The sequence below is a fragment of the Caballeronia sp. PC1 genome (genome assembly GCF_021353155.1).
GTDB classification, from domain to species: domain Bacteria; phylum Pseudomonadota; class Gammaproteobacteria; order Burkholderiales; family Burkholderiaceae; genus Caballeronia; species Caballeronia cordobensis.
Genome location: NZ_JAJUBH010000002.1, coordinates 429190 through 450970, shown reverse-complemented (window position 1 = coordinate 450970; position 21781 = coordinate 429190). Strand labels below are relative to the sequence as shown.

The 21781-nt window shown below is 63.7% G+C and carries 20 protein-coding genes and 2 riboswitches; of the genes, 9 read left to right on the top strand and 11 right to left on the bottom strand.

Annotation, left to right across the window (positions count from 1 at the left end):
- Positions 1 to 2 precede the first annotated feature (2 nt).
- Both cobN and cobW read right to left on the bottom strand, forming a co-directional pair.
- Positions 3 to 3773, bottom strand: a complete 3771-nt coding sequence (cobN, locus tag LY284_RS17835; protein ID WP_233387481.1) for a cobaltochelatase subunit CobN — start codon at positions 3771 to 3773, stop codon at positions 3 to 5.
- A gap of 4 nt (positions 3774 to 3777) precedes the next feature.
- Positions 3778 to 4881: a cobalamin biosynthesis protein CobW gene (gene cobW / locus LY284_RS17830; protein ID WP_041731582.1), complete on the bottom strand. Its 1104-nt coding sequence runs from the start codon at positions 4879 to 4881 to the stop codon at positions 3778 to 3780.
- Positions 4882 to 4990: 109 nt separating this feature from the next.
- Positions 4991 to 5248: riboswitch (cobalamin riboswitch) on the bottom strand.
- A gap of 80 nt (positions 5249 to 5328) precedes the next feature.
- Here cobW and LY284_RS17825 point away from each other — a divergent pair.
- The 4 genes from LY284_RS17825 (at position 5329) to LY284_RS17810 (ending at position 8127) form a co-directional block, all read left to right on the top strand.
- Positions 5329 to 5730, top strand: coding sequence for a cobalamin biosynthesis protein (locus LY284_RS17825; RefSeq protein ID WP_233387480.1), 402 nt, complete (start codon positions 5329 to 5331; stop codon positions 5728 to 5730).
- 251 nt (positions 5731 to 5981) lie between these two features.
- Positions 5982 to 6584 (top strand): cob(I)yrinic acid a,c-diamide adenosyltransferase, encoded by a 603-nt coding sequence (cobO, locus tag LY284_RS17820; RefSeq protein WP_045453669.1) that lies wholly within the window; start codon positions 5982 to 5984, stop codon positions 6582 to 6584.
- 5 nt (positions 6585 to 6589) lie between these two features.
- The gene (locus LY284_RS17815; protein WP_233387479.1) at positions 6590 to 7888 is read left to right on the top strand and encodes a cobyrinate a,c-diamide synthase; all 1299 of its coding nucleotides are present in this window, start codon (positions 6590 to 6592) and stop codon (positions 7886 to 7888) included.
- Positions 7885 to 8127 carry a DUF1289 domain-containing protein gene (locus LY284_RS17810; RefSeq protein ID WP_233387478.1) on the top strand — a complete coding sequence of 81 codons (243 nt, stop codon included), beginning with the start codon at positions 7885 to 7887 and terminating at the stop codon, positions 8125 to 8127. Before LY284_RS17815 ends, LY284_RS17810 begins: the two co-directional genes overlap by 4 nt.
- 5 nt (positions 8128 to 8132) lie before the next feature.
- Here LY284_RS17810 and LY284_RS17805 read toward each other — a convergent pair whose 3' ends face one another.
- Positions 8133 to 8930 carry a CbtA family protein gene (locus tag LY284_RS17805; protein WP_233387477.1) on the bottom strand — a complete coding sequence of 266 codons (798 nt, stop codon included), beginning with the start codon at positions 8928 to 8930 and terminating at the stop codon, positions 8133 to 8135.
- Positions 8931 to 8939: 9 nt separating this feature from the next.
- Positions 8940 to 9167: a CbtB-domain containing protein gene (locus LY284_RS17800; protein ID WP_077158366.1), complete on the bottom strand. Its 228-nt coding sequence runs from the start codon at positions 9165 to 9167 to the stop codon at positions 8940 to 8942.
- A 28-nt stretch (positions 9168 to 9195) separates the two neighbouring features.
- Positions 9196 to 9320: riboswitch (cobalamin riboswitch) on the bottom strand.
- A gap of 49 nt (positions 9321 to 9369) precedes the next feature.
- Between LY284_RS17800 and LY284_RS17795 the strand changes: the two genes are divergently transcribed.
- From LY284_RS17795 to LY284_RS17785, 3 genes are all read left to right on the top strand, one after another.
- The gene (locus LY284_RS17795; protein WP_014250645.1) at positions 9370 to 9918 is read left to right on the top strand and encodes a histidine phosphatase family protein; all 549 of its coding nucleotides are present in this window, start codon (positions 9370 to 9372) and stop codon (positions 9916 to 9918) included.
- 79 nt (positions 9919 to 9997) lie between these two features.
- The gene (locus tag LY284_RS17790) at positions 9998 to 10369 is read left to right on the top strand and encodes a DUF1428 domain-containing protein (RefSeq protein ID WP_014250644.1); all 372 of its coding nucleotides are present in this window, start codon (positions 9998 to 10000) and stop codon (positions 10367 to 10369) included.
- A 34-nt stretch (positions 10370 to 10403) separates the two neighbouring features.
- Positions 10404 to 10718, top strand: coding sequence for an antibiotic biosynthesis monooxygenase (locus tag LY284_RS17785; RefSeq protein ID WP_233387476.1), 315 nt, complete (start codon positions 10404 to 10406; stop codon positions 10716 to 10718).
- 108 nt (positions 10719 to 10826) lie between these two features.
- Here LY284_RS17785 and LY284_RS17780 read toward each other — a convergent pair whose 3' ends face one another.
- Positions 10827 to 11138, bottom strand: coding sequence for a hypothetical protein (locus LY284_RS17780; protein WP_233387475.1), 312 nt, complete (start codon positions 11136 to 11138; stop codon positions 10827 to 10829).
- Between the two features lie 133 nt (positions 11139 to 11271).
- On the bottom strand, positions 11272 to 12207 hold the full coding sequence (lhpI, locus tag LY284_RS17775) for a bifunctional Delta(1)-pyrroline-2-carboxylate/Delta(1)-piperideine-2-carboxylate reductase (RefSeq protein WP_233387474.1): 936 nt from the start codon (positions 12205 to 12207) through the stop codon (positions 11272 to 11274).
- A 234-nt stretch (positions 12208 to 12441) separates the two neighbouring features.
- Between lhpI and ppk2 the strand changes: the two genes are divergently transcribed.
- Positions 12442 to 13338, top strand: coding sequence for a polyphosphate kinase 2 (ppk2, locus tag LY284_RS17770; protein WP_233387473.1), 897 nt, complete (start codon positions 12442 to 12444; stop codon positions 13336 to 13338).
- Positions 13339 to 13347: 9 nt separating this feature from the next.
- On the opposite strand, the gene LY284_RS17765 is transcribed toward ppk2, so the two are convergent.
- From LY284_RS17765 to LY284_RS17745, 5 genes are all read right to left on the bottom strand, one after another.
- Positions 13348 to 13575, bottom strand: coding sequence for a hypothetical protein (locus LY284_RS17765; protein ID WP_081478203.1), 228 nt, complete (start codon positions 13573 to 13575; stop codon positions 13348 to 13350).
- 151 nt (positions 13576 to 13726) lie between these two features.
- Positions 13727 to 15217: an efflux transporter outer membrane subunit gene (locus LY284_RS17760; protein WP_375294266.1), complete on the bottom strand. Its 1491-nt coding sequence runs from the start codon at positions 15215 to 15217 to the stop codon at positions 13727 to 13729.
- Positions 15218 to 15222: 5 nt separating this feature from the next.
- The gene (locus LY284_RS17755; RefSeq protein ID WP_014250639.1) at positions 15223 to 18423 is read right to left on the bottom strand and encodes an efflux RND transporter permease subunit; all 3201 of its coding nucleotides are present in this window, start codon (positions 18421 to 18423) and stop codon (positions 15223 to 15225) included.
- Positions 18424 to 18452: 29 nt separating this feature from the next.
- Positions 18453 to 19649: an efflux RND transporter periplasmic adaptor subunit gene (locus LY284_RS17750; RefSeq protein ID WP_233387472.1), complete on the bottom strand. Its 1197-nt coding sequence runs from the start codon at positions 19647 to 19649 to the stop codon at positions 18453 to 18455.
- A 69-nt stretch (positions 19650 to 19718) separates the two neighbouring features.
- Positions 19719 to 20537, bottom strand: a complete 819-nt coding sequence (locus LY284_RS17745; protein ID WP_233387471.1) for an alpha/beta hydrolase fold domain-containing protein — start codon at positions 20535 to 20537, stop codon at positions 19719 to 19721.
- A gap of 219 nt (positions 20538 to 20756) precedes the next feature.
- Here LY284_RS17745 and LY284_RS17740 point away from each other — a divergent pair, with 219 nt between their 5' ends.
- Positions 20757 to 21767: a LysR family transcriptional regulator gene (locus tag LY284_RS17740; protein ID WP_014250636.1), complete on the top strand. Its 1011-nt coding sequence runs from the start codon at positions 20757 to 20759 to the stop codon at positions 21765 to 21767.
- Positions 21768 to 21781 lie beyond the last annotated feature (14 nt).

Sequence of the window (21781 nt, the reverse complement as noted above, 5' to 3'; positions counted from 1 at the left end):
TGCTATCGGCCTTCGATTCGCTGTTCGACATCGAGCAGATGGCGTTCCACCTGCTCGCGATAACCCGCCGGCTCACGCCACAAGCCGCGCTCCATCGCTTCGAGCAGGCGTTCGCAGATCGATTGCAGCGCATGCGGATTGTGCTCGGTGATGAACGCGCGCGTGCCGGCATCGTTCACGTAAGCATCGGTGACGAGCGCGTATTGATGATCCGACACGACGCGCGCGGTCGCATCGTAGCCGAAGAGATAATCGACCGTCGCCGCCAGCTCCGACGCGCCCTTGTAGCCATGCCGCTTCACGCCGTCGATCCACTTCGGATTCACGACGCGCGCACGCACCACGCGCGCGATTTCCTCGTTCAGCGTGCGCACGCGCGGCGCGGCGGGATTGCTGTGGTCCGCGTTATAAGTCTGCGGCTGCACGCCCGACAGATAGCGCACGGCCGCGACCATGCCGCCCTGAAACTGGTGATAGTCGTTGGAATCGAGCAGATCGTGTTCGCGGTTGTCCTGATTCTGCACCACGACATCGAGCGTGGAAAGCCGCGCACCGAAGCTCGCGCGCGCTTCCACGCCGTCGCCGGATTGCGAATATGCATAACCGCCCGTGCTCTGATAAGCCGCCGAGAGATCGGCGTCGGTCTGCCATTGCCGCGAGTCGATCAATTCCTGCAAGCCCGCGCCATAGGCGCCCGGTTTCGTGCTGAACACGCGCCAGCCCGCACGGCGCCGCGCCTCCTTCGCATCGATGCCGCGCGCGATGAGTTCGTCGCGCTCGCGAAGAATGCGCGCGCGAATCGGGTTGACGTCGTCGGGCTCGTCGTCGAGTTCGGCGACCGCTTGCACCGCCGCATCGAAGAGATGCATGAGATTCGCGAACGCATCGCGAAAGAAGCCCGACACGCGCAACGTCACATCAATGCGCGGACGATTGAAAATGGAAATCGGCAGGATCTCGAAGTCGGTCACGCGATGACTGCCCGCGGCCCATTTCGGTCGCACGCCGATCAGCGCGAAGGCCTGCGCGATATCGTCGCCGCCGGTGCGCATCGTCGCCGTGCCCCACACGGACAAGCCGATCGCGTGCGGGAAATCGCCGTGATCCTGCACGTGACGTTCGACCAGCGCATTCGCCGACTTGACGCCGAGCGACCAGGCGGCCTGCGTCGGCAATGCGCGCGTATCGACGGAATAGAAGTTGCGGCCCGTGGGCAAGACATCGGGCCTGCCGCGCGATGGCGAGCCGCTCGGGCCCGGCGGCACGAAACGTCCTTCCAGACCGCGCTTGAGTTGCAGCAGTTCCTGCGGTCCGCATGCATCGAGCCGCGGCAGCACGTCGCCGCGCAAGCGTTGGAGCACGCACGCCGAATGCGGACCGGGCGCGGCGGCGTCATCGTCGGATAGCAATTGCATGGCGAACGATTCAAGGCGCTCGCGCGTATCGCCATGATGACGCCACGGCGCATCGATGATATCGGCGAGCGCTTGCGGGCGCGGCCCATTCCACGGCGCGGCCCAGTCGGCGTCGAGCGGATCGAAGTCATCAGGCAATCGCAGATCGCGCGCAATGGCCGCGATGAGACTCGCGTTCGCGCCCTGAAGGTCGCCCACAGGAAAGCGTCCGAGCGCAAGCAGGGTATCGCGCCGTTGCACGCCTTGCGGCGAGACGCCGAACACATGCAAGCCGTCGCGAATCTGCGCTTCCTTCAGCTCGCAAAGATAGGCATCGGCGCGCGTGAGCAAGGCATCTTCGCCGGCGACATCGCGCGGCGCATCGAGGCCGAGTTCTTCGTGAAGGCTGTTCTCGACGATGTTCTCGAGGATCGATTTGCGCAACAGCTTCGCGCGGCGCGCATCGACCATCAGCGCCTCGTAGTATTCATCGACCTGACGTTCGAGATCCTGCAACGGCCCGTAGTTCTCGGCGCGCGTGAGCGGCGGCATCAGATGATCGATGATCACGGCCTGCGCGCGGCGTTTCGCCTGACTGCCTTCGCCCGGATCGTTCACGATGAACGGATAGAGATGCGGCATCGGCCCGAGAATCGCATCGGGCCAGCACGACGACGACAACGCGACGCTCTTGCCCGGCAGCCATTCGAGATTGCCGTGCTTGCCGACATGCACGAGCGCATCGGCCTCGAAGCGCAGCCGCAACCAGAAATAAAACGCGAGGTACGAATGCGGCGGAACGAGTTCGGCGTCGTGATAACTGGCGTAATCGTTGCGCTCGCGCGAGCGCGACGGTTGAATGCCGATAAAGACCTGACCGCAGCGATAACCCGCGATCATGAAGCGGCCGCGCCGCACCGTCGGATCGTCTTCGGGCGCGCCCCAGGTTGTTTCGAGTGCGATGCGCGCATCCGCTGGCAGCGCGCGATACGCTTCGCGATAGTCTTCGAGCGACAGACTTTGCAACGCGGGCCGCAGATCGCGCACAACGGCATCGTTGGTCACGCCTTCGGTCAGCGCGGCGATGAGCGCATCGCCATTCGCGGGTATCGTGCCGACGCGATACGCTTCGCGCGCGAGCATCGACAGAATGCCGATGGCCGACGCGGGCGTGTCGAGGCCCACGCCATTGCCGATGCGCCCTTCGCTCGCAGGATAGTTCGCGAGCACGAGCGCGATGCGCTTTTGCGCATTCGGCGTGTGGCGCAGCGCGCACCATCGGCGGCTCAGTTCCGCGACGAAGCGCACGCGTTCCGCATCGGCCTGATAGCGCACGACGTCCACTTGCGTGTGCTCGCAGTGATACGCGAGGCCCTTGAAACTGACCGCCCGCGTGATGATGCGGCCATCGACTTCGGGCAGCGCAATGTGCATGGCAATGTCGCGCGAATTCAGGCCGTGATTGTCCTTGAGCCAGTCGTCGCGGTTGCCGCCGCTCAGAATGACTTGCAGCACCGGCGCATCGCCCGCGACTTCAAATACTTCGTCTTCGCCGATCACGCTGGCCGCGAACGCCGTCGTATTCAGGACGAGCGACGCGCGATGCTCGGCGCACAAACGCTCGACCACTTCGCGGCTCACGCTTTCCTTCAGCGACGAAATCGCGATCGGCAGCGGGTTCAACCCTTCTTTTTCGAGCGCTTCGATGAGCGCGTCGAACACGGCGGTGTTGCCCGCCTGCAAATGCGCGCGATAGAACAACAGGCCGACGACAGGCGCGTCTTGCGTCCAGCGCGCCTGCCAGTCGTCGATGACGGCGATATCGCGCTCCGGATGATAGATCGCGACCGCGGGCAACGGACTCGGCGACTGCGGCGCGCGTCCGAAACCGAATGCCCGATATGCGATGCTGCGCAGAAATTCTTCCGCATTGCGCGCGCCGCCTTCGCGCAGATAGCGCGACAACTCGCGGCAGAACGGCGCGTCCGCGGTGCTTTTTGCCGTCAGGTTGGGGTCTTCGGCGAGATCGCCCGAGAACATCGCGAGCAGTTGCTTTTCCTGCTTCGCCAGCGCGACGAGCCGCTCGATGCCATACGGCCAGTACGATTCGCCGCCGAGATGATCGACGATCACGACCTGCGCGTGCCGCAATACATCGTCGATATAAAAATCGACGGACGCGGGCTGACGCAGAAACGACTGATTCACCAGCCGCACTTCGGGAAAGCCCGCTTCCAGACGCGGAAACACGCTTGCGAGCAAGGCGAGCGTGGTATCGGCGGAACTGAGCACGACGATCGGCGCACGCGTCTGATCGATGCGCATGACGCCCTGCGCGTCGTCGACGAAGCCCCCCGGTGTCGTGCGAAGCAGATGCATTGCGTCAGGCCTGCACGGGCGCGCTCGCGAGCGCGGCGTCGAACGCGCGTTGCAACGTGTCGCGATCGAGATCTTCGCCGATCAGCACGAAGCGGCTTTCGCTCTTCGCATCCTTCAGTTCATTCACTTCATTCACGTTCCAGCGCCGGTCGAAATAGCTGTCGAAGCGCCGTCCGACGCCCTGCACGACGAGCCGCATCGCCGCGCCGGGCAACGCGGCGAAACCCTTCACGCGATAGATCGTGTGATGCTCGACGAGCGCATGCAGCGCCGCGATAGCCTGCTCGCGCGATTCGACGCGGCCATGCACGACGACCGAATCGAATTCGTCATGGTGATGGTCGGCATGACCTGCATCGTCGGGCGAGCCGTGATGATCGTGCCGCAGGTGAATGGTTTCCTCCGATGCCGATTCGAGCCCGAGCAGCGTATGCGCATCGAGCTTACCCATGTGCGCGGGCACGATCTTCACTTCGGGCGGGATTTCGGGGCGCACGAGCGCCACGACCTTTTGCAGCGCGTCGTCGTCCATGAGATCGGTCTTGTTGACGATGACCAGATCCGCCGACGAAAGCTGATCCTCGAACAACTCGTGCAGCGGAGATTCGTGATCGAGATTCGGGTCCGCCTTGCGCTGCGCATCGACCGCGACGGGATTGGCCGCGAACTGGCCGCTCGCGGCGGCGGGGCCATCGACCACGGTCACGACCGCATCGACGGTGAACGCGTTCCTGATCGACGGCCAGTTGAACGCCTGCACGAGCGGCTTGGGCAACGCGAGCCCCGACGTTTCGATCAGCACGTGATCGATGCTGTCGCGCCGCTCGACGAGTTGCTCCATGACCGGATAAAACTCTTCCTGCACCGTGCAGCACAGGCAGCCATTCGCCAGCTCATAAAGATTGCGATCGGCGGAACCGGCTTCGTCGTCGCAGCCGATGCCGCAACCCTTCAGGATTTCCCCGTCGATGCCAAGCTCGCCGAATTCGTTGACGATGACGGCGAGACGTTTTCCCTGCGCGTGGGAGAGGATATGCCGCATCAACGTGGTCTTGCCGCTGCCGAGAAAGCCGGTCACGACCGTGACGGGGATCTTGCGGGTTTGCATCGTAGCTCCGTGGCGGATGAAGCGTGAAAGTCGGCGCGATGCGTTGCGGGGACCGCGTGCGTCGTGCCGCGCTTCGATGGATCATGGACCGTGCCGCATCCCCGCGGCATCGATCCCTCTGAAGTCTGGCCGGTATCCGGGCTGACGATGACGCCGCTTCGCCTTCCCGCGCGTTTTCGCGCAGTGGCTTCGAAGCCGGCTTCCCGCACACGCGTTGAAAAACACCGTGCGCGCGGGGAATCGCTTACCGTTGCGGGGGCAGCGCAGGTTGACGTCCGTTCGATCGGCCGAATGGAACGCGCCCTGCTTCCCGTTTAACTGCGCGCGAGAGAATCCGCGCGCGAGCACCAAAACTGCGTGAAAGTCTAGGGCCGGCGGGGCCGAGCGTCAAGAAAAGGCGGACAGGCGTTGTATCATCTTCGGTCTTTACGGGAGGCCGGTTTCGCCATGGAGCACAGCATCATGCGGCTCGCGATCGGCATCGGCTGCAGGCGCGGTGCGAGCGCGGATTCGATCGAGCGAGCGGTGCGCATCGCGCTCGGCGCGCATGATTTCGGCGCGATCGCCATCGTCGCGAGCATCGATGCGAAAAGGGAAGAAGCGGGATTGCTCGCGTTCTGCGAGCGCCATCGCGTGCCGCTCGCCTTCTTTACCGCCGATGAAATCGCCCAAGCGCCGCGCACCGCGATTTCATATCATGCGCAACAAGCAATGAACGTCGATGGCGTATGCGAACCGTGCGCGCTGCTCGCAGGCAACGCGGACACGCTCATCGCGCCAAAAACGATCTATTGCGGCGTAACCGTCGCGATTGCAAGGGCGCGCGATTTCTCTGCGGCCGGAACATGAAGAGCGGCTTCTTCATCGCGCGGGGTGCTTCGTTTGCAGCGGACTTTTTCTGGGCTCGCGCTTTGAACATGTCCTTGCAGACGTAGACGAGTAAGACGAGCGCAATGAGTTCCATATATAAGTAGATCGCGTCCATTTCCTTGCTCCTCGAATCGGTTGCTGCATGGTTTCATGATGCACACCGTTTGTTAGCGCCGAGTTAGCACGTTATCTGGGGTACGATACGGCCCTTCCTTCACACTGGAGATCATGTGAAAACCGATACCGAATCGCATCTGCGCATGACCCAGCGTCGCAAAGAAGGGCACGAGAAAAAGCAGGCCGCGGCCGATCACGAGAAAGGTCTGTTGATCGTGAATACCGGCAACGGCAAGGGCAAGACCACGGCCGCTTTCGGCATGGCCGTGCGCGTGCTCGGTCACGGCATGAAGCTCGGCGTCGTGCAGTTCATCAAGGGCGCGCTGCACACGTCGGAGCGCGATTTCCTCGGCGCGATCGCGCAATGCGATTTCGTCACGATGGGCGACGGCTACACCTGGAACACGCAGAACCGCGAAGCCGATATCGCCACCGCCCGCAAAGGCTGGAACGAAGCGCGGCGCATGATCGAAAGCGGCGAGTATCAAATGGTCGTGCTCGACGAGCTGAACACCGTGCTCAAGTACGAGTATCTGCCGCTCGACGAAGTGCTCGGCGTATTGAAGTCACGTCCCGCGATGCTGCATGTGGTCGTAACGGGCCGTCACGCGCCGGACGCGCTCATCGAACTCGCCGATCTCGTCACGGAGATGCGCCTCGTGAAGCATCCGTATCGCGAGCAGGGCGTGAAAGCGCAACGCGGCGTCGAGTTCTGAACGCGATGCCCGACTGCCCCGCTCTTTTCATCGGCGCGAGCGCGTCGCATCAAGGCAAGACCACGGTCACGGCCGCGCTTGCGCGGCATCACGCGCGCCGCGGCCTGAAGGTGCGCGTCTTCAAGACCGGCCCGGATTTCCTCGATCCGATGATCCTCGAACGCGCATGCGGCGCGCCCGTCTATTCGCTGCATCTGTCGATGGTCGGTCTCGAAGCATGCCGCGCGCTGCTCGCACAGGCCGCGCGCGAGGCCGATCTCATTCTTATCGAAGGCGTGATGGGCCTCTTCGACGGCACGCCGAGCAGCGCCGATCTCGCCGCCGCGTTCGACGTGCCCGTGCTCGCGGTGATCGGCGCGCACGGCATGGCGCAGACCTTCGGCGCCATCGCGTTCGGCCTCGCGCGTTATCGCGCGGACGTGCCGTTTCATGGCGTGCTCGCGAATCGCGTTGCGTCGCCGCGTCATGCGCAGATGTTGTCCGAGACCATTCCGGAAGGGCTGCGCTATTGCGGCCATCTTTCGAATGCCGACGATATCGCGCTGCCCGAGCGTCATCTCGGTCTCACGCAGCCGGACGAGGTCGCCGGGCTCGATGCGCGTCTTGACCGCGCCGCCGATGCCATCGCGCAAACGACGCTCGCCGCGCTTCCGCCGCCTGTGCATTTTGCCGATGCGACGCTTCCCGCGCCGCCGCGTCTTCTGGAGGGCCTCGATATTGCGATCGCACGCGATGCCGCGTTCTCGTTCGTTTATCCGGCGAATATCGATCTGCTCGTCGCGATGGGCGCGCGCGTCCACACGTTTTCGCCGCTCGCCGACGAGCCCGCGCCGCCCGAAGCCGATGCGCTCTATCTGCCCGGCGGGTATCCCGAACTGCATGCCGCAACGCTCGCGGCCAATGCGCGCACACGCGCGTCGATCGCGCATCACGTCGCGCGCGGGAAGGCGGTCGTCGCGGAATGCGGCGGCATGCTGTATCTGCTCGATACGCTCACCGACGTCGAAGGTACACGGCATGCCATGCTCGGCGTACTGCCCGGCGATGCCGCGATGCAACGCAAGCTGTCGCGCCTCGCGATGCAGCGCATCGACACGGCGCATGGCGCGATGACCGGCCACACGTTCCACTACTCGACACTCGACACGCCGATGCGCCCTGTTCTCAACGCAACGCACGCGACCACGGGCGCGGCGGGCGAAGCGCTGTATCGGCATGGCCCGGTGACGGCCACGTACATGCATGCCTACTGGCCGTCGAATCCGGCCGCAGCCGCCGCGCTCTTTCGCGGCGAAACACTATGACGACCACGCAAGACATCCGCACGCCGCTCGACCTCGCCGACACCATCGAGCGTGCAAGAACGCAGCAGCCGGTCGGCTCCCCGTGCACCGACGTCTGCAAGCTCGATGCCGAAAGCGGCCTGTGCCTCGGCTGTTTCAGAAGCCGCGAAGAGATCAAAACCTTCAGGTCGATGGACGACGCCGCGAAGCTGGCTCTGTTCGACGCCCTGCTTGCGCGGCGCGCGGCGAAAGCGAAGTAAGACGCTCAGGCCGCAGCCATGCGCCGCACCGAAGGACTTTCCAGTTCCCGCGCGGCGAGCGCGCCGAACACGAGGCCGAGCGTCGTCCAGATCAGCGCCTGAATACCGATCGCGGCCACGCGGAAATTCCACAGCAGCGACGCGGAGAACCCGGCGGGCACTTCGTCGATACCCGGCAGCGCGACCTGCGCAATCACGATCACGACGACATACGCCGCCACGGCGATGAGCGTCGCGTTCCAGCCGCCGTGCCGCGCCGCCATGCGCCGCTGCAAGCGCACGGCGAACACGGCCGCCGCGAGGGAAATCGCGACCATGCCGAAGAACAGCGCCGTACGCGGCCCGATGGTCTCGGCATTGCCCACGGCGGGCGGATTCGGCGGGTACTTGAGAAACGGCACGATCGCGACGCTCACGAAGCCGAACAACGCCAGCAACGCCGCCGTGCCCCGCGCCCGCAGCGCGCCGAGCCGTCCATAGGCGAATGCGAACACGAGCGAGAAGAGCCCGCCCAACGCGGTGCCGAATACGGCGACGCCCGTCAGCAGGCCGAGGCCCGCTTGCGTATCGCGCGAGACCACGTCTTCGCCGCCGTGATCGTGCGAGTGCGCGGCGTTCGCCGATGCATCGGCGGGCGCGTGTTCATGCTCGTGTTCGTGCGCGGGCTGCGCCTCTTCGTGTTGTTCCTCGAACGCAATGGCGCGCGCCACCGACGGCTCGCCGAACGCACGCGCGAAACCGAAGCCGATCAGGCCCGCGACGAGTCCCGCGATCATGCCGCGTATCAGCAAGGTGCGAATCATGAATCGCCCTCAGTGGCACGGAAAGCCGAGCAGATGCCGGCCATCGTGAACGAATTCGTGGACGTAAGTGCCCGAGAAGATCGATGTCGCGCCCTGCTCCGCCCCGACGAAATAAATGGCGATCAGCAGAATGAGGCCGATGAAAATGGCCCAGGGCAGCACCTCGCGCACCGGAATGGGCACGGGTGCATCCAGCGACGAGGGAGCCGGAAAGACCGGCGCGTTGGAAGCGTTCATGGTGGTTCTCCAGGGAAAAGCGCGTCCCGATTGACGAAGAGCATGCAGCGGGGTCTGACTCGCGGCGCAGCGCCTTTCGGCTCTGCCGCATACAGTGGCGCGACCGTGCCGGGTTTGCACCGGCTTCCTCGCACTGCAAGCTTGCCATTCTATGATGATTGACGGCAAAGTGAAACGATTCCGATCCGCCCGTCACGCTCCCTTGGAACTCATCTTTCTGTGCCACGCCGCCACGCGCGCGATGAAAGCCGGCCGCTTTCCCACCGGCGACGAACCGGCCGCCCACGATGAGCGCGACCGGGTCGCTTCGCTGCGCGCACGCGGCGGCACGCGCGTCATCGCGAGCCCGGCGCGTGTTGCGCGCCAGACGGCGGAATGGATCGCCGATGCCTTCGAGATCGTGCCCGCGTTCGACGACATCGATTACGGCCGTTGGCGCGGGCTTTCTCTGCGCGAAGCCGGCGAGCGCGAACCCGCGCAACTCGCCGCATGGCTCGCGGACCCGGAGGCGCATCCGCACGGCGGGGAAAGCGTCGCGATGCTCGCTGCACGCGTCGCTCAGGGTTTTGCGTTTATCGACCGGCTCAATGCGCGCGAGCGCTGCATCGTCGTCACGCATGCGATCGTCGTGAAAGCCGCGCTCGCGCATGCGCTCGGCATGCCGCTTCGATCGGTCTACGGGATGGACCTCGCGCCGCTGTCCTCGACGGTGCTGAAACGCGCTTCGCCCGCCGATGCATGGATCGCCTGAACTTCGCTCCCGGCGAACGGCTCAAAGCAGACAGCGTATCGCATGCGCGATGCCGCCCGAACCGTTACAGGAGACTCAGATGGCGCACTACGTGGATGGATTCGTCGTACCCGTTCCCATCGACAAAATCGATGCCTACCGTGCGATGGCCGAAGCAGCCGGCAAAATCTGGCTGGAACACGGCGCGCTGCAATTCGTCGAGACCATCGCCGACGATGTGAAGCCCGGCAAGGTCACGTCTTTTCCGCAGAGCGTGCAGTTGAAGGAAGGCGAGACCGTCGTGTTCTCGTATATCGTCTACGCATCACGCGAAGAGCGCGACAGCGTCAACGCGAAAGTCATGGAAGACCCGCGCCTCAAAGCCATGATGGAAAACGGCGAGCCGCCGTTCGACGGGAAACGCATGTTCTTCGGCGGCTTCACGACCATCGTCGAACTCGAACGCAACTGATTTTCTTGTTCAATCGCGAAGGAAATATATCGACATGTATATCGCCATGAACCGCTTCAAGATCGTGCCCGGCGCCGAGGCCGACTTCGAACGTCTCTGGACCAGCCGCGACACGCATCTGAAAGACGTGCCGGGGTTCGTCGAGTTTCATCTGCTCAAAGGTCCGACAAAGGACGATCACGTCCTCTATTCGAGCCATACGATCTGGGCCAATCAGGCGGCCTTCGAAGACTGGACGCGCTCGGACGCGTTTCGCGCCGCGCATCGCAACGCGGGCGGCGAAACGCGCCAGCTCTATCTCGGGCATCCCGAGTTCGAAGGATTCGAGGTCATTCAGACCGTTAAATAGGCACTGGCGCGTGGATTCGAACGGTCGCGCGCTTCTCCGGTGAAACACGTTCGTTTTACACAGATGTGAAAAAACGCGCTTTGCATTCGTGCTTTTTTCAGACGGTTGTCAGTTCTTCGCGCCGCGCGCCATGCGCTGCAACGTCGACGAATCGATCGCCGCCGCGCAGATGCGCACGGCTTCCTTCAACGTACGCGGGCGCCCCGCGCCGAATTGCGATTCGAGCATCGCCACGGCGCGCAAACGCTCGTCGTTGCCGAGCTTCTCGCCGGTGGCAAGCTCGAGCACGGATATGAAGTATGCCGCCGGCGGCGCGGCGCTTGGCCGGGCCGCCCCCTTGCGGTCCCCGCCCGCGCCCTCTCGTCCGTCCTCGTGTGCCGGAATCCACGGGTGCCATTTGCTGTCGTATCGACTTTTCATGGGTCAGTTCGCTGGCTCTATTGCTGTGGCGCGCTGTGCGCCGTTCATCCGATGGCGTCTTCGCGCCTTCATCGCTCAAAAAAAACAGTCAGCAAGTCCCGTTCCAACCCGCACGGCCTTATGGGGTCTGGCGTTACGCGCCTTTTTCCTCCGACAAAATCGCGCGCGCGACGCGGCACGCCGCCAGGTCCCACGCCGCGCAGCCGACCGACTTGAACATCACGGCGCGCGTGGCGTCGGCGTTCTTCGCCGAAGCCGCGAGCGCCTCGGCCAGCGGATGCACCGCGTTCCAGTCGATGCCCGCGAGAATGAAGTCGCCCGCTTCGTGCCGCGCGCCCGCGGGATCATCCACGTAAAGCTCGCTCGCATGAACGGTCGCGGCGGCGATCTCGGCGGCATCGGCGGTGAACGCGCCCACGCCGATCACGAGGCGGCCCGCGCGCGCGGGCATCGTGTAGACGGGCGTCTTGCTCGTGGTCGCGGCGATCACGACATCGACGGAATCGGGAATCGCCGCGTCGTTCAGCGCGGTCAGACTGGCCGACAGCGACGCGTGCGCCGCGCAGAATTCGCGCGCACGTCCCGCACGCGAGCCCTGCACGCGAATACGCGCATCGGGATAGACGGCGGCGAGCGCCTCGATGTGATACGCCGCCTGCTTGCCCGTGCCGATCACGAGCACCTCGCGCGGCGCGCCCGCATGCAGCGCGCGGATCGCGAGCATCGAGACCGACGCCGTGCGCCGGCCCGTGACGGTCGGACCGTCGAGCATGAACTGCGGCACCCCGGTGACGGCGTCATACGCCGTGACCTGGCCATGAATCGTCGGCAGGCCGAGCGCGCCATTGCCCGCGCAGACGTTCACGAGCTTGTGCATGGCGAGATCGGCGGCGCTCGCGGGCATGGAGAGCATCACGCCGCCTTCGATCGGCACCACCATGCGCTCCGGACTGACGATGCGCCCCGCCGCGTAATCGAGCATGGTCGCGGCGAGCGTGTCCACGAGCCGGTCGTACGGCACCAGGCGTGCGGTGTTGGCTTCGTCGAAACTGTGGATCGTCGCGGTCATCGTGTCGCTCGCTGTTAGGGTTGAAAGTGCCATCGGCATGCCATCGAAATGCCGGAACATTCTAACGGCGCGCGCCGTCGTGTCATAAAGCGCGCGCGCTTTCTAAAATGAATCAGCGAATCGCCGATGCGGTCATTGTCATATGACTGCCATCGAATGCCGTCATAATCGGCCGTCCCGCGCCGCAAGTCGAAACGACGACAGCGGCTGCCCCAGAACGCCACGGAGCCCTTCATGAACACGACGGACAAACAGCGCCGTTTCCATGCCGACATCATCGACAGCTACGACGAAGAGTTCGAGATGGAGGTCGACGATCGCTTCCTGGACGGCGAATCGACCTTTTCGGAAGAAGAGCGCCAGTTGCGCAAGACGTATTTCCGCGAACTGTTCCGTTTGCAGGGCGAACTCGTGAAGCTGCAGGACTGGGTCGTGCACACGGGGCACCGGCTGGTCGTGCTTTTCGAAGGACGCGATGCGGCGGGCAAAGGCGGCGCGATCAAGCGCATCACGCAACGCCTGAATCCCCGCGTGTGCCGCGTGGCCGCGCTGCCCGCGCCGAACAATCGCGAACGCACGCAATGGTATTTCCAGCGCTATGTTTCGCACTTGCCGGCGGCCGGTGAAATCGTTTTATTCGACCGGAGCTGGTATAACCGCGCGGGCGTCGAGCGCGTGATGAATTTCTGCAGCGACGAAGAGTATGAAGAATTCTTCCGCTCGGTGCCCGAGTTCGAGAAGATGCTGGTGAGAAGCGGCATCCAGATCGTGAAGTACTGGTTCTCGATCACCGATGACGAACAGGAAGTGCGCTTCCAGGCGCGCATCGAAGATCCGCTCAAGCAGTGGAAGCTGAGCCCGATGGATCTGGAAAGCCGCCGCCGCTGGGAAGCGTATACGGCGGCCAAGGAAGTGATGCTTCAGCGCACGCACATTCCCGAGGCGCCGTGGTGGGTCGTGCACGCGGTCGACAAGAAGCGCGCACGCCTGAACTGCATCAGCCACCTGCTAAGCCAGGTGCCGTATCACGATGTCGAGCATGCGTCGATCGAACTGCCCGACCGCGTGTTCAATCCCGATTATCTGCGTCAGCCCGTTCCCGACGATATGTACGTTCCCGAAGTCTATTGAGCGTCGATATCAGCAGCAGTTGTTGCAGGGCAGATGCTTGACGGCGGCGCTGCTGCGCTGACGCGCCACCGTATGACGCAGCGCGAACTGATACGCGTGCTGCGAGCCCTTCAGCATCATCACGAACATCACCTGGGCGAGATTGAAGTCGAGCGTGACCATCAGGCGCGTCAACAGCAGCAGTGGCAGCACCACCGCCGGCTGATACAGTTGCTTTGCGATCAAGTCTCTCATCATCGGCTCCTTATCCCTTGATTGAATTCTAAGGATTCGAGCCCTGCGGATAAACGCTAGATAGGTGAAGACATATGTTCCGGGAAACGAACAATCGCGTTTACCCGGCGCCTAATGCATATGGCCCTGCATTGAGCAGGGCCATATTCATGCATTACTTCTGCGCGAGACTCGGCTCGGGCACGGGTTTGGGCATCGCATCGCCCCAGCCGCCGCCCAGCGCGCGGATCAGATTCACCGTCGAGATCGCCTGCGCGCCCTGCAATTGCACCGATGAACGCTGCGTTTGCAGCACGGTGCGCTCGGCATCGATCACGTCGAGATAGTTCACCGCGCCCTCGGTGTACTGCGTGCGCGAGAGCTGCGCCGCGCGGACCGACGCCTTCACGGCATCCTCCTGCGTGGCCGTCTGGTCTTCGAGAATGCGCAGGTCCGAGAGGTTGTCCTCCACCTCGCGGAACGCGACCAGCACCTGCTGGCGATAGCTCGCCACATCCTCTTCATAGATCGCGCGCGCATTCGCGAGATTGCCCTTGCGCCGGCCGCCATCGAAGATCGGGATATTGAGCGCCGTGCCCGCGAACGGCCCGAGCAGGAATGTGCGGCTCGACCATTTGAAGAGATCGCCGAGCGTCGCCGATTCGAAACCGCCCAGGCCCGTCAGCGTAAGCGACGGGAAGAACGCCGCCTTCGCCACGCCGATGCGCGCATTCGCCGCCGCCATGGCGCGTTCCGCCGCCGCGATATCGGGACGACGCTCCAGCAGCGACGAAGGCAGACCCGGCGGCACGCGGATCGTCACCGGCTTGAGCGGATTCGCGGCCATCGTGAACTCGGCGGGCGCCTTGCCCAACAGCACCGCAAGGCTATGCTCCGATGCCGCGCGCAGACGTTGCACCGTCATCGCTTCCGAGCGCGCCGTCGCAAGCTCCGACTTCGCGCGCGCCAGATCCAGTTCGCTGATATCGCCTTCGTTGAAGCGCTTTTGCACGAGCTTCAGCGCTTCCTCGCGCAGTTGCACCGTGCGCGTGTAGACGTCGGCTTCGGCATCGAGCTCGCGCAGATTGAAGTAGTTCTGCGCGACATCCGCCTGCAGCGCGAGCTGCACCGAACGGAACAGCGCCTCGCTTTGCTGCGTCTCGGCGTTCGCGGCCTGCACCGTGTTCGCGACGCGGCCGAACAGATCCACTTCATACGACACGCTCGCCTGCGCGCGCCACAACGTCTGCGCGGGCACGTTGCCATTGGGCGGCAGGAACTGCGATGCGGGCGAGAACTTCTCCCGCGTCGGCCCGAAGCCCGCGTCGAGCGTCGGGAACAGGCCCGCTCGCGCCGTCTGGTTGATCGCGCGCGCTTCCTTCACGCGCGCGGCGGCGGCCCGCAGATTCTGGTTCGCGTCCTGCGCCTGCTTTTCCAGATCGTCGAGCGTGGCGTCGCCGAAAATCGTCCACCATTCGCCGCGCAGCATCTCTTCGGAAGGCTGCGCGGCTTTCCATGTGCCCGCTTCCGACGCCTGCAAAGCGGGCGTTTCCTTATAGGCGGAAGGCGCGTTGACGTCGGGCTTCTCGTAGGTGGGCGCAAGCGAACATCCGACCAGCAGCAACGCGGCCATCAGACTCGAAACAACATGCAGCTTATTCATCATTGACCTCATTGCGCTTCGACCGAAGCACCGATACCGCGCATCTGCGGATGCGTGCCGTGCTTGTCCGTCACATGCTCCGTGCGCGAGAGCTTGCGCAGGATCACATAGAACACCGGCGTGAGCATCAGACCGAAGAGCGTGACGCCCAACATGCCGAAGAACACCGCGACGCCCATTGCATGACGCATTTCCGAGCCCGCGCCCGACGACAGCACGAGCGGCACCACACCCATGATGAACGCGATGGACGTCATCAGAATCGGGCGCAGACGCAGGCGGCTCGCTTCGATCGCGGCCTGCACGATGGAACGTCCCTGCATCTCCAGTTCGCGTGCGAACTCGACAATCAGAATCGCGTTCTTCGCCGACAGGCCCACGAGCACCATCAAGCCGATCTGCGTGAAGATGTTGTTGTCGCCATCGGTGAGCCATACGCCGAGCAAGGCGGAGAGAATGCTCATCGGCACGATCAGGATGACCGCGAGCGGCAGCGTCAGGCTTTCATACAGCGCGGCGAGCACGAGGAACACGAGCAGCACGCTGATCGGGAAGACCCACAGCGCGGCATTGCCGGCAAGAATCTGCTGATACGTGAGATCGGTCCATTCGAACTTGATCCCGCGCGGCAGCACTTCCGCCGCAATACGTTCCGCCGCGGCCTGCGCCTGGCCCGACGAGTAGCCCGGCGCGGGCCCGCCGTTGATATCCGCGGCGGTGTAGCCGTTGTAGCGCACGACCATTTCCGGGCCATACGTCGGCGTGACCTTCACGAGCGAGGACAGCGGCACCATGTCGCCATTCGCGTTACGCGTCTTCAGCAAGCCGATATCTTCCGGATTCGCGCGGAACGGCGCATCGGCCTGCACGCGCACCTGATACACGCGTCCGAAGCGATTGAAGTCGTTCACGTAGAGCGAGCCGAGATAGACCTGCATCGTGTCGAACACGTCCGTCACGGAGACGCCAAGCTGCTTCGCCTTCACGCGATCCAGATCGACGTTGAGTTGCGGCACGTTGATCTGATAGCTGGAGAACGTCGGTCCGAGCTCGGGCGTCTGCGCGGCGCGCTTGATGAACGCCTGCGTGGCATCGTTGAGCGCCGCATAACCGAGCGCGCCGCGATCTTCCAGTTGCATCTTGAAGCCGCCCAGCGTGCCGAGGCCCAGAACCGGCGGCGGCGGGAACACGGCGATGAACGAGCCCTTGATGCCCGCGTACTTCTGATTCAGCGCGCCGGCGATCGCGCCCGCGGACAGCGCCTTGTCATGCACGCGTTCCTTGAACGGCTTCAACGTGACGAACACGATGCCCGCGCTCGACGAGTTGGTGAAGCCATTCACGGACAAGCCCGGGAATTCCACCGCGCTCTCCACGCCCGGCTGCTTCAACGCGATATCGCTCATCTGGCGGATCACGCCTTCGGTGCGATCGAGCGATGCGCCGTTCGGCAGTTGCGCGAAGCTAATCAGATATTCCTTGTCCTGCGCGGGCACGAAGCCGCCCGGCACGACCTTGCCCATCAGCACCGCGCCGCCGAGCAGCACGGCATACACGCCCATCATCAAGGCCTTGCGATTGATGACATTCTTCACGCCCTTGCCGTACGCATCGGAACCGCGATGAAACACCTTGTTGAACACACGGAAGAATCCACCGAACACGCGATCCATGCCACGCGTGAGCCAGTCTTTCGGTTCATCGTGACCCTTGAGCAGCAAGGCGGCGAGCGCGGGCGACAGCGTCAGCGAGTTGAACGCGGAGATCACCGTCGAGATCGCGATGGTCATCGCGAACTGCTTGTAGAACTGGCCCGTGAGACCCGACATGAACGCGAGCGGCACGAACACGGCGACGAGCGTCAGCGCGATCGCGATAATCGGCCCGCTCACTTCGCGCATGGCCTGATAAGTCGCCTCTCTCGCCGATAAACCCGCCTCGATGTTTCGCTCGACGTTTTCGACGACCACGATCGCATCGTCGACGACAATGCCGATGGCCAGCACCATCCCGAACAATGACAGCGCGTTGATCGAGAACCCGAACGCAAGCAGCAGCGAGAACGTCCCGACGATGGAGACCGGCACCGCGAGCAGCGGAATGATCGACGCGCGCCACGTCTGCAGGAACACGATCACGACGAGCACGACGAGCGCGATGGCTTCGGCGAGCGTGTGAATCACGGCTTCGATCGACGAACGCACGAACTGCGTCGGGTCATAGACGATCTGATATTCCAGGCCTGCGGGCATGTCCGCCTGCAGTTCCTTCATCGTCTTGCGGACTTCGTCGGAAATCTGCAGCGAGTTCGCGCCCGGCTGCTGATTGATCGCGATCGCGACCGCCGACTTGTTGTCGAGCAGCGAGCGCAAGCCATATTCCGACGCCGCGAGTTCGACACGCGCCACATCGGAGAGATGCGTGACCGCGCCATCGGGCGAAGTCTTCAGCACGATGTCGCGGAATTCCGACTCGTTCTGCAAGCGGCCGCGCGCGTTCACGTTCAGTTGCAGCGGCACGTTCGGCAGTGTCGGCGAGCCGCCGATCACGCCTGCGGCCACCTGCACGTTCTGCTCGCGAATCGCGTTGACGACATCGGTCGCCGTCATGCCGCGCTGCGCGACCTTTTGCGGATCGAGCCATACGCGCATCGAGTAATCGCCCGAGCCCCACAACTGCACTTCACCCACGCCCGCAATGCGTTCGAGCCGGTCCTTCACGTTGATCAGCGCGTAGTTGCGCAGATACGTCATGTCGTAACGGCCATTGGGCGAGTTCAGGTGCACGACCATCGTGAGCGTGGGCGACGACTTGATCGTCGTCACGCCGAGACGCGTCACGTCCTGCGGCAGGCGCGGCAACGCCTGATTCACGCGGTTCTGCACGAGCTGCGTGTTCTTGTCCGGATCGGTGCCGAGCTTGAACGTGACGGTCGTCGTGAGGTTGCCGTCGCTATTCGCCTGCGACTGCATGTAGAGCATGTCCTCGACGCCGTTGATCTGCTCTTCGAGCGGCGAGGCCACGGTTTCCGCAATCACCTTCGGGTTGGCGCCGGGATACTGCGCATGCACCACGACCGAAGGCGGCACGACTTCCGGATACTCGGAGATCGGCAGCTTGAACATGGCGATGATGCCCGCCAGCAGCACGATCACCGAGAGCACGCCCGCAAAGATCGGGCGGTCGATGAAAAATTTGGATATGTTCATGACGAGTTCTGTCTGTTGCGGAACGGCCCTTACTGCGCGGACGCCGTCTTCACGGCGGGCGCCTTGTCGTCGTCGTTCATCGCGACGTTGTTGGCCTTGATCACGTCGTTCGGACGCACGCGCTGCAAGCCGTTCACGACGATGCGCTCGCCCGCCTGCAGACCCTTGCTGATGACGCGCAGGCCTTCATGCGTCTGACCGAGCGACACTTCGCGGTACTGCACGCGGTTGTCCTTGTCGACCACCATTACGAACTTCTTGTCCTGATCGGTGCCGATGGCTTCGTCCTCCACGAGCACGGCCGGATGCGGCGTGCCGCCGCCCACTTTCACGCGGGCATAGAGCCCCGGCACCAGCGAGCCGTCCGGGTTGTTGAAGCGCGCGCGCACGCGAATCGTGCCGGACGTCGTATCGAGCCGGTTATCGACGGAATCCACCACGCCGTCGCGCGAATAGCCGTCTTCGTTCGCGAGACCGAGCGACACCGGCACGTTGCTGCCCGCATCGCGGCCGAGATAGCGCAAGTACGTTTGTTCATCGACATCGAACGATGCGTAGATCGGCGAGACAGACACGAGCGTCGTCAGCAAGGGCGCGTTGCCGCCCGTCGAGACGATGTTGCCCACCGTGAGCTCCGCGCGCGATACGCGGCCCGACACGGGCGCCGTGATGTGCGTGTACGCGAGATTGATCTTCGCGGCTTCGAGCGCGGCCTGCGCGGCCTTCAGGTTGGCGACGGCCTCGCGCGCGGCGTTCTGCTTCTCGTCGTAATCGCGCTTCGCGATCGCGTTGTCGGCGAGCAGGCGTTCGGCGCGCGCCGCATCCGTCGACGTATATCCGTTGCGCGCCTGCGCCGCCGCGAGCTGCGCCTGCGCGCGATCGACTTCGGCTTCATACGGGCGCGGATCGATCGTGAAGAGTGCATCGCCCTTCTTCACGAGCTGGCCGTCCTTGAAATGCACGGCGACGATGGTCCCGGGAACGAGCGGACGAATATCGACGTGATCGACGGCTTCGAGCCGGCCCGAATAGCTTTGCCAGTCGGTGATGGTCTTCGATACCACGGTCGCGACATCGACTTCGGTGGCGGTCGGACTATGAGCGGCGGCTTTGGCTTCGCTGATCGCCGCATCGCCGTGGCCGCGCCAGGCGGTGTATCCGCCCGCGCCGGCGATGATCAGCGTCGCGCCCAGCGCGGCGTAGATGCGTTTGCGAGTGAAAGACATGGTGAGAGGCTCCGGTTTGCGTTGAGATTGTTGTTGTGTGGGGCGATTCGTGCGTGCCGAATCTTGCGGTCACTTTGCGCGCGCGAGACGCTTCCTGAAGAACGCGACGACATCGGCGAGCGCGTCGGGATGCGCAGCCAGCGCGTTGTGCGAGGCCTTGTTATGGCGCGTGACTTCGGTCGGCACGCCGGCGGCGATCAGCTCGCCCGCGTATTTCTCGGCTTCGATATGCAGCAGATCGTGCTCGGCGCTCGCGATCAGCGCGGGCGGCAGGCCCGCGAGACGGCGCGATTCGAGCGGCGCGGCATACGGATGCAAACGTTGCGACGGATTCGGCAGATACGCGCGATAACAACGCGCGCACTCGCTCGCCTCCAGGTCGGGGCACAGCACTTTGCGCTCGTCGGCGAGGCGCGTCATGCTCGGATCAAGCAGCGGCGCGAGCAGCACCTGCGCCGAGATGCGTATATCGCCGCGATCGCGCGCGATGGCCGCGACGCAGGTGGCGAGATTTCCGCCAGCGTCGTGGCCCGCAATGCCGATGCGCTGCGGGTCCGCCCGCTGCGCGCGGGCCTGCGCAACCGCCCATTGCACCGCGCGGTAGCCGTCTTCCGGCGCGGCGGGAAACGGATAAGCGGGCGCGAGCGAATAGCCCACCGACACGACCCACGCGGGCGTATCGCGGGCAATCGTCGCGGCGGCAATATCGGCGTCGTCGAGATGGCCGCGAATAAAACCGCCGCCGTGGAAGTAAAGAACGATGGGCAGTAGCGTGCCGTCCGAGGCCGGACGATAACTGCGCAGCGTGATCGGTTGCGCGTGTCCCGTGATGTGCACATCTTCGACGCACAAGCGCGGACCCGACTCCAGATCCAACAGTGTTGCCATGGTTATTTTCGGTGCAAGGCCGGTACTGCAAGGCCTTCACGCATAAGTTGCGATGGTGCGAATGATGGAGTCCGCGCCTTTTTTGATAAATGCCTATAATCCGGCAACACAATTCGGTCGCACCGAACAATCGTGGTTATCCCTTGCGATTGTTTGTATCGGCCATTCTTTAGCGCTCGCTTAATAAAGTGCGTCGCTAAGCCAGGAAGGTGAGAGAACATGGATCGGCTACAGGCAATGCAGGTCTTCACCCGCGTCGTGGACACGAATAGCTTTTCGCGCGCGGCGGACACGCTCAATCTCCCGCGCGCGTCGGTCACGACGATCATTCAGAATCTCGAAGCGCATCTGAACGTGCGGCTCCTTCAGCGCACGACGCGCAGACTCAATCTCACGCCGGACGGCGCCGCGTATTACGAGCGCTGCGTGCGCATTCTCGCGGATATCGAAGAAGCGGAAAGCACGTTCTCGAATAACGGCAAGGGACCGCATGGCAAGCTGCGCGTCGATATGCCGGGCGCGATCGGGCGGCTTATCGTGATGCCGCAGCTATGCGATTTCCACACGCGCTATCCGGATATCGAGCTGATGATGGGCTTCGGCGACAAGCCCGTCGATCTCATTCAGGAAGGCGTGGATTGCGTGATTCGCGTCGGCACGTTGCAGGATTCGAGTCTCGTCGCGCGGCGCATCGGCGTGTTTCAGGGCGTGACGGTGGCCGCGCCGCAATATCTGGAACGCAATGGCACGCCGAAAACGCTCGAAGATCTGCAGAATCACACGGCGGTGAATTACTTTTCGAGCCGCACGGGTCGCATTCTGGATATGGATTTCGTCGTCGACGATGAAACCATCGAAGTGAAGATGCGCGGCATGATTGCCGTCAACGATGCCGAAGCGTATCTGAGTTGCGGCCTGAAAGGCGTCGGCATCATTCAGGTGCCGCGCTTCATGGCGCTGCCGCATCTGCGCGCGGGCGAGCTTGTCGAAGTGCTGCCGCAATGGAATCCGCTGCCCATGCCGATTTCCGCGGTGTATCCGCATAACCGGCACTTGTCGCCGAAAGTGCGCGTATTCGTCGATTGGGCCGCCGAGTTGTTCGAGCGCTGCCCGCTTCTGCAAGGCCAGAAAGAAGCGGAAGAGCGCTGCCTGCCGACGAGCACGGCATCGCCGACCATCATTCGGCATGGCACGCCGGAAGTCGCCGGCACCGAAGATGTCGTTGCATAACCTGCGCTCCTGAG

What these genes read in the sequence shown, in the direction of transcription:
- LY284_RS17740 (WP_014250636.1), top strand. Translation starts at nt 20,757, where the DNA reads ATGGATCGGCTACAGGCAATGCAGGTCTTCACCCGCGTCGTGGACACG.
- LY284_RS17750 (WP_233387472.1), bottom strand. Translation starts at nt 19,649, where the DNA reads ATGTCTTTCACTCGCAAACGCATCTACGCCGCGCTGGGCGCGACGCTG.
- LY284_RS17745 (WP_233387471.1), bottom strand. Translation starts at nt 20,537, where the DNA reads ATGGCAACACTGTTGGATCTGGAGTCGGGTCCGCGCTTGTGCGTCGAA.
- LY284_RS17785 (WP_233387476.1), top strand. Translation starts at nt 10,404, where the DNA reads ATGTATATCGCCATGAACCGCTTCAAGATCGTGCCCGGCGCCGAGGCC.
- LY284_RS17825 (WP_233387480.1), top strand. Translation starts at nt 5,329, where the DNA reads ATGGAGCACAGCATCATGCGGCTCGCGATCGGCATCGGCTGCAGGCGC.
- LY284_RS17810 (WP_233387478.1), top strand. Translation starts at nt 7,885, where the DNA reads ATGACGACCACGCAAGACATCCGCACGCCGCTCGACCTCGCCGACACC.
- LY284_RS17790 (WP_014250644.1), top strand. Translation starts at nt 9,998, where the DNA reads ATGGCGCACTACGTGGATGGATTCGTCGTACCCGTTCCCATCGACAAA.
- cobN (WP_233387481.1), bottom strand. Translation starts at nt 3,773, where the DNA reads ATGCATCTGCTTCGCACGACACCGGGGGGCTTCGTCGACGACGCGCAG.
- LY284_RS17760 (WP_375294266.1), bottom strand. Translation starts at nt 15,217, where the DNA reads ATGATGAATAAGCTGCATGTTGTTTCGAGTCTGATGGCCGCGTTGCTG.
- LY284_RS17800 (WP_077158366.1), bottom strand. Translation starts at nt 9,167, where the DNA reads ATGAACGCTTCCAACGCGCCGGTCTTTCCGGCTCCCTCGTCGCTGGAT.
- LY284_RS17805 (WP_233387477.1), bottom strand. Translation starts at nt 8,930, where the DNA reads ATGATTCGCACCTTGCTGATACGCGGCATGATCGCGGGACTCGTCGCG.
- LY284_RS17780 (WP_233387475.1), bottom strand. Translation starts at nt 11,138, where the DNA reads ATGAAAAGTCGATACGACAGCAAATGGCACCCGTGGATTCCGGCACAC.
- LY284_RS17765 (WP_081478203.1), bottom strand. Translation starts at nt 13,575, where the DNA reads ATGATGAGAGACTTGATCGCAAAGCAACTGTATCAGCCGGCGGTGGTG.
- LY284_RS17755 (WP_014250639.1), bottom strand. Translation starts at nt 18,423, where the DNA reads ATGAACATATCCAAATTTTTCATCGACCGCCCGATCTTTGCGGGCGTG.
- lhpI (WP_233387474.1), bottom strand. Translation starts at nt 12,207, where the DNA reads ATGACCGCGACGATCCACAGTTTCGACGAAGCCAACACCGCACGCCTG.
- cobW (WP_041731582.1), bottom strand. Translation starts at nt 4,881, where the DNA reads ATGCAAACCCGCAAGATCCCCGTCACGGTCGTGACCGGCTTTCTCGGC.
- LY284_RS17815 (WP_233387479.1), top strand. Translation starts at nt 6,590, where the DNA reads ATGCCCGACTGCCCCGCTCTTTTCATCGGCGCGAGCGCGTCGCATCAA.
- ppk2 (WP_233387473.1), top strand. Translation starts at nt 12,442, where the DNA reads ATGAACACGACGGACAAACAGCGCCGTTTCCATGCCGACATCATCGAC.